Here is a 5,940-nt window from a genome sequence, read left to right as displayed (position 1 = left end):
GTGGGTCACGATCGGCACGGGCTCATGGTGTCCCGGCCGGGCTGCGGCGGCAAGACCTTCCCCCGGGTCCGGCGGGTATCCCGGGCGGTGCCCGTCGTCCCGGCGCACGCCCCGCCCGGCCACCGGATTCGGACCCGGGCCGCCGACTACGGGATGATGACCGGGTGAACCAGAGCGAGAGCCCCCGACCGGCGGACGGCGACACCCCGGACGGCGACACCCCGGACGGCGACACCCGGGGCGGTGCGACCCCCGACCACGACCCGCGTCTGTTCCCCAGGGTCACGGCCTACCGGTTCCGGCGCGGCACCCTGCGTCCGGGGCAGCAGCGGAACTGGGAGGAACACTGGCCGACCTACGGCCGCAACGTGGCGGACGACCTCGTCGACCCGCAGGCCCTGTTCGGTCGCGTCGCGCCGCTGATCGTGGAGATCGGCTCCGGGACCGGGACGTCGACCGCGGCGATGGCGGCCGACGAGCCCGACGTGGACGTGATCGCGGTGGAGGTCTACCAGCCGGGTCTGGCCCAGCTCCTGGGGATGATCCTGCGCGAGGGGCTCGAGAACGTCCGGATGATCCGCGGCGACGGGGTGGACGTGCTGACCAACATGATCGCGCCGTCGAGCCTGACCGGCGTGCGCGTGTTCTTCCCGGATCCGTGGCCCAAGGCCCGCCACCACAAGCGGCGGCTCCTGCAGTCGGGCACGTTCGAACTGATCTCCTCGCGCCTCCGTCCCGGCGGTGTGCTCCACGTGGCCACCGACCACGCGGACTATGCCGACTGGATCGCCGAGACCGGCGACGCGGAACCCTCACTCGAGCGGCTCGACGCCACGACCGGGGCCGGACACGTACCGTTCAGTCTGAAAAGACCCGTGACGAAGTTCGAGGGCAAGGGTCTGCAGGAGGAGCGAGTGATCAACGAGTTCCTCTGGCGTCGTAGAGACTGACAACCCCGTATCTACAAGAAGACCGAGGCAGCAGACGATGACCCCACCTGACGGACCGGACGCCCACGACCTCTCCGACGTGGTGCCGCCCGACGCCCCGGGCCTGGTGCTGCTCGTCTGGGACGCCCCCAACGTGGACATGGGCCTGGGCTCGATCCTCGGCGGCCGTCCCACGGCCGTGTACCGTCCCCGTTTCGACGCGCTCGGGCGGTGGCTGCTCGGGTACGCGGCCGAGTTGTCGGTGACCACCAACGACACCCTCGAGGCCGAGGCGACCGTCTTCACCAACATCGTCCCGGGCACCTCGGACAACGTCCGCCCCTGGGTCGAGGCCCTGCGCAACGTCGGCTTCGCCGTCTTCGCCAAGCCCAAGACCAGCGAAGACTCCGATGTCGACGACGACATGCTCGAGCACATCGACCGGCGCGCCGAGTCCGGCAGGCTCGCCGGTGTCGTGGTGGCCTCCGCCGACGGCCAGGCGTTCCGCGAGCCGTTGGAGGAGCTCGCCGACGAGGTCCCCGTCACCGTCATCGGGTTCCGGGAGCACGCCACCTGGGCCGTCCAGCACGACACGATCCGATTCCTCGACCTCGAGGACATCCCAGGCGTGTTCCGGGAGCCCCTGCCCCGGGTCAGCTTGGAGAACCTGCCCGACGAGGGTGCCTGGCTGCAGCCGCTCCGGCCGCTCACCGCCCTGCTCAACTCGCGTTAGGAGCGCGCAGCCGTGTTCAACTCACTCGGAGGGTTCGTCGCCCGCCGCCGCGTCCCCGTCCTGCTCTTCATGGTCCTGGTCATGGCCGCCCTCAGCGTCGCGGGCAGCATGTTCGGCAACGCCTTCGGTCAGGGGGGCTTCGAGGACCCGAAGAGCGGGTGGGCGACCGCCGAGCGGCTCGAGCAGGAGGCGTACGGCCGCGACGCGCTCGGCGACGTCGTCGTCACCTATCACGCCCCCGAGGGCACCACGGTCGACGATCCCGCGTTCCAGGACCCCGTCCGGGCCTCGCTCGACGCGATCCGCGACGAGTTCCCTGACGAGGTCACCGGCGTGACCAGCTTCGTCTACAACCAGTCCCCCGCCCTGGTCAACCGTGACGAGGGCATCGCGGTGGCCTCGATCCAGCTGGCGGGCGAGGAGGAGGAGATCCTCGAGAACTTCCGGGTGATCGAGAACCGGATCGACGTCGACGGCATCGAGACCGACGTCGCCGGCGTCCAGGCGGTCGCGGGAGCGCTGCAGGACGGCATGGACGCCGACCTCGTCCGGGCGGAGCTCATCGCGCTGCCCCTGGTGTTCGTCCTGCTCATCGTGGTGTTTGGCGGCGTGGTGGCCGCGTTCCTGCCGGTGGCCGTGGGCATCCTGACGATCCTCGGGTCGATCGGCGCCCTGCACCTGCTGTCGTTGGTGGTGCCGGTCAACTCGTTCGCCCAGAACGTGGTCACGCTGATCGGCCTGGGGCTGGCGATCGACTACGGCCTGTTCGTGGTGAGCCGGTTCCGGGAGGAGATGGCCGAGGGGTACCCACCGGTCGTCGCCGTGCGCAGAGCCGTGGCCACCGCCGGCCGCACCGTGGTGTTCTCGGCCGTCATGGTGGGCGTGACCCTGTCCGGGCTGCTGATCTTCCCGCAGGACTTCCTCAAGTCGGTGGCCTATGGGGCGATCGCCGCCGTCATCCTGGCCGCGCTGCTGTCGGTGACGCTGCTCCCGGCGGTGCTGGTGATGTTGGGGCACCGCGTCGACATGCTCGGCATCACGCGCCTGCAGCGGCACCGCACCCGCGAGCAGGTGGAGAACGGGCTGTTCGGCCGGGTCGCCGACTTCTCGATGAAGCACCCGGTGGCGGTGGCGGTGCCCGTCGTGGTGGTCCTCGTGGCGCTCATCATCCCGTTCTCCGGGGTCAAGTTCGGCGGCATCAACGAGACCTACCTCCCGCCGGACAACACCACGCGCGTGGCGCAGGAGCAGTACGACCAGAACTTCCCCGGCACCCGCACCGACCCGATCAAGCTCGTCGTGATCGGATCGGACGGCACCACGCTCTCGCAGATCCGCGCCGAGGCCAACAACGCGCCCGGGCTCACCGGTCCGTTCCAGTTCGCCCGGTCCGGACAACAGGACGACCAGGGCCGCGACGTGGTGGTCCTGCAGTCCGGTCTGGTCGACCGCAACTCACCGGCCGAGACCGTCGAGTACCTGCAGCAGTTCCCGATCCCCGCCGGCACCGAGGTCCACGTGGGCGGGAACCCGGCCATGGAGTCCGACTCGGTCGACGCGCTGGTCGACGGACTCCCGTGGTTCGTGCTGTACGTGCTGGTCGCCACCACGATCCTGATGTTCCTGGCGTTCGGCTCGCTGGTGCTGCCCATCAAGGCGGCGATCATGAACCTGCTGGGCCTGGGCGCCACGCTCGGGATCCTCACGTGGATCTTCGTCGACGGGCACCTCGCCGACCTGCTCGGCTTCACACCGGGGCCGCTCACCTCGCCCGTGGTGGTGCTGCTGATGGCGATCATCTACGGGTTGTCCACGGACTACGAGGTGTTCCTGGTGTCCCGGATGGTCGAGGCGCGATCCCGGGGCGCCAGGACCGCCGAGGCCATCCGCAGCGGCGTGGCCAACACCGGTCGGATCATCACCTCGGCCGCGCTGATCCTCATCGTGGTGACCGGCGCGTTCGCGTTCTCGGACATCGTGATGATGAAGTACATCGCGTTCGGCATGATCGCCGCCCTGATCATCGACGCCACGGTGATCCGCATGCTGCTGGTGCCCGCGGTCATGCAGATGCTGGGCACCGACAACTGGTGGGCCCCCCGGTGGATGAAGCGGGTCCAGGAGCGGATCGGCCTGGGCGAGGCCGAGATCGGCGACGAGCCCGAACACCTGCAGGGCGGCCCTGCCCGGGTCGGGTCGGCGGGACCGGTCAGGGTCACGGAGACGGGCGTCCCTGACACCGCACCCGCCGGACCTGTCGCGGGGAGCCCCACTGACGGACCCTCCGTGGCGGAGGGGACGCAGGCGCCGGGATCGGCGGTGGGGCTCCTCGAGCGCGAGCCCGAAGCGGAACCTGTGCGCGAACCGGAACCTGTGCGCGAGTCGGAACCTGTGCGCCAACCCGCGCCCGAACCTGTGCGCGAGCCCGAACCCGACCTCCGGACCGCGCCCCGGCCCGAGCACCGTCGTCGGGACGGGGGCGGCGGGGAGAAGATCCCCGCCGCGGAGCTGATCGCCCGGCTCCGGCAGGAGCGGGAGCGGGAGAGGGAACGGGATCGCGACGCGTGAGGCCCCGCCCGACCTCCGGAGTGTGAACCTGGGCCGAGGCCGGTCCGCGGGTTATGGTGGCGGGATGAAGGGGACCCGGGGCGCCGTCCTGCGCCGTCGTGTCCGGGTGGTCCTGGTCAACCCCTGGTTCAAGGCCTTGGCGACCCTGGCCGTCCTGGGCTTCGTCCTCTACTGGCTCCGCGGGCAGATGCCGTTCTTCGCCGAGGGGTTCTCGGCGGTCACCAGCCCGCACTGGGGTTGGGTCGCGGTGGCGCTGGTGTTCTCCTACCTCTCCATGTCCAGCTACGGCTCGGTGCAGAAGGTGCTGCTGCAGTCGGCGGGCGTCAGGGTGGGGCACTGGGCGAGCGTCGGTCTGGTCTTCTCCGCCAACGCGTTCTCGACCTGCATCCCCGGCGGGCAGGTCTTCGGAACCACCCTGACCTACCGGAAGACCCGCCAGTGGGGCGCGACCCGGGTGGTGGCGTCGTGGCAACTGGTGATCTCCGGAGTGCTGTCCACGGTGGGGATCGTGCTGCTCGCGTTGATGGGCTTCTTCCTGGTGGGCCGTGTGTCCAACCCGTTCCTGCTGATGGTGTCCGCGATCGGCCTCGTGGCGATCGTGGTGGTGGTGCAGTGGGCCGCCAGGAACCCCGACAGGATCGAGGAGGCCCTGCTGTCGTTGTTGGCGTGGGTCAACGCCCGGCGCCGCCGGCCCGCCGACCACGGTGCGACCGGGGTCCGCAAGATCGTGGAGCAGGCCGAGGCGGTCGAGATGACCAAGACCCAGTTCTCCAAGGCCTTCGCGTTCTCACTCCTCAACTGGGTCGCCGACATCGGCTGCCTGTGGGCGGCCGCCCACGCGGTCGGCGCCCAGCCCAGCATCGGCGGTCTGTGTATCGCCTACGTCACCGGCAAGATCGTGGCCTCCGCGCCGATCACCCCCGGTGGTCTGGGAACGGTCGAGTTCGCGCTCATCACCGCGCTCACCGCGGGCGGGCTCGGTGCGCACCAGGCGTTCGCGGCGGTGTTCCTCTACCGCATCGTCAGCTTCGTCCTCGTGGCGCTGGCGGGGTGGGTGGTCTTCTTCCTCTTCTACCGCGGTGCGGTGGAGATCGATCCGGATGCCGAACCCGCGGAGGACGACACCCCGCGCGAGGACGCCTCGTCGTCGTCGCCCCGCCTCCACCCCGACCAACCAGCCGTGATCGCCGCCCCGCCCGCCGGTCTCGCCGCGATGTGGCCGATGAGGGGCACGCCGTGGCGCGCCACCGTCCCCCGCGACTCCGGGCCGATCCCCCTCCTGCGCGTCCGGGAGGACGGGACCCGGGACGCCGGGGAGGGTGAGGCCTCCTGCTCGCTGGGCGGCGGCGAGCACCGTGACGAGAGGGATAGGTGAGCCGAGTGGCCCTGCCGCTGATGTTCCTGCTGGACGCCGTGCTCGTGGGGGTGTTCGCGACCTTCGGGCGCGGCGCCCATTCCGAGGGCCTCGGGATCGGGCAGGTGTGGGGGACGGCGTGGCCGTTCCTGGTGGGTCTGGTGGTGGGGTGGGTCGTGGTGCTCGCCACGCGCCGCGACCCCGGGACCATCCGGTCGGGTGTCCAGGTGTGGGTCGCCACCCTCGTCGGCGGGATGCTGATCCGCGGGATCGGTGACGGACGGGTGCCGCACTGGAGCTTCATGGTGGTGGCCGCGATCGCCACCGGGGTGTTCCTCCTGGGCTGGCGGGCGCTG

Annotated in this window: 5 protein-coding genes; all 5 read left to right on the top strand. The window is 70.7% G+C overall.

Annotated elements, in window-relative coordinates; genetic code table 11:
* The first annotated feature begins 269 nt into the window (after positions 1-269).
* Positions 270-950, top strand: a complete 681-nt coding sequence (gene trmB / locus G6022_RS14570) for a tRNA (guanosine(46)-N7)-methyltransferase TrmB (RefSeq protein ID WP_187700315.1) — start codon at positions 270-272, stop codon at positions 948-950.
* Between the two features lie 37 nt (positions 951-987).
* Positions 988-1,662, top strand: a complete 675-nt coding sequence (locus tag G6022_RS14565; protein ID WP_179523595.1) for an NYN domain-containing protein — start codon at positions 988-990, stop codon at positions 1,660-1,662.
* Positions 1,663-1,674: 12 nt separating this feature from the next.
* The gene (locus tag G6022_RS14560) at positions 1,675-4,230 is read left to right on the top strand and encodes an MMPL family transporter (protein WP_182639212.1); all 2,556 of its coding nucleotides are present in this window, start codon (positions 1,675-1,677) and stop codon (positions 4,228-4,230) included.
* A gap of 64 nt (positions 4,231-4,294) precedes the next feature.
* Positions 4,295-5,605 carry a YbhN family protein gene (locus tag G6022_RS14555; protein ID WP_179523593.1) on the top strand — a complete coding sequence of 437 codons (1,311 nt, stop codon included), beginning with the start codon at positions 4,295-4,297 and terminating at the stop codon, positions 5,603-5,605.
* Positions 5,606-5,625: 20 nt separating this feature from the next.
* The coding region (locus tag G6022_RS14550) for a DUF3054 domain-containing protein (RefSeq protein ID WP_182691847.1) at positions 5,626-5,940 on the top strand (315 nt) is incomplete at its 3' end.

The sequence above is a fragment of the Dietzia sp. Cai40 genome, from assembly GCF_014145165.1.
GTDB lineage: Bacteria > Actinomycetota > Actinomycetes > Mycobacteriales > Mycobacteriaceae > Dietzia > Dietzia natronolimnaea.
This window is presented reverse-complemented; position numbering and strand designations above follow the sequence as displayed.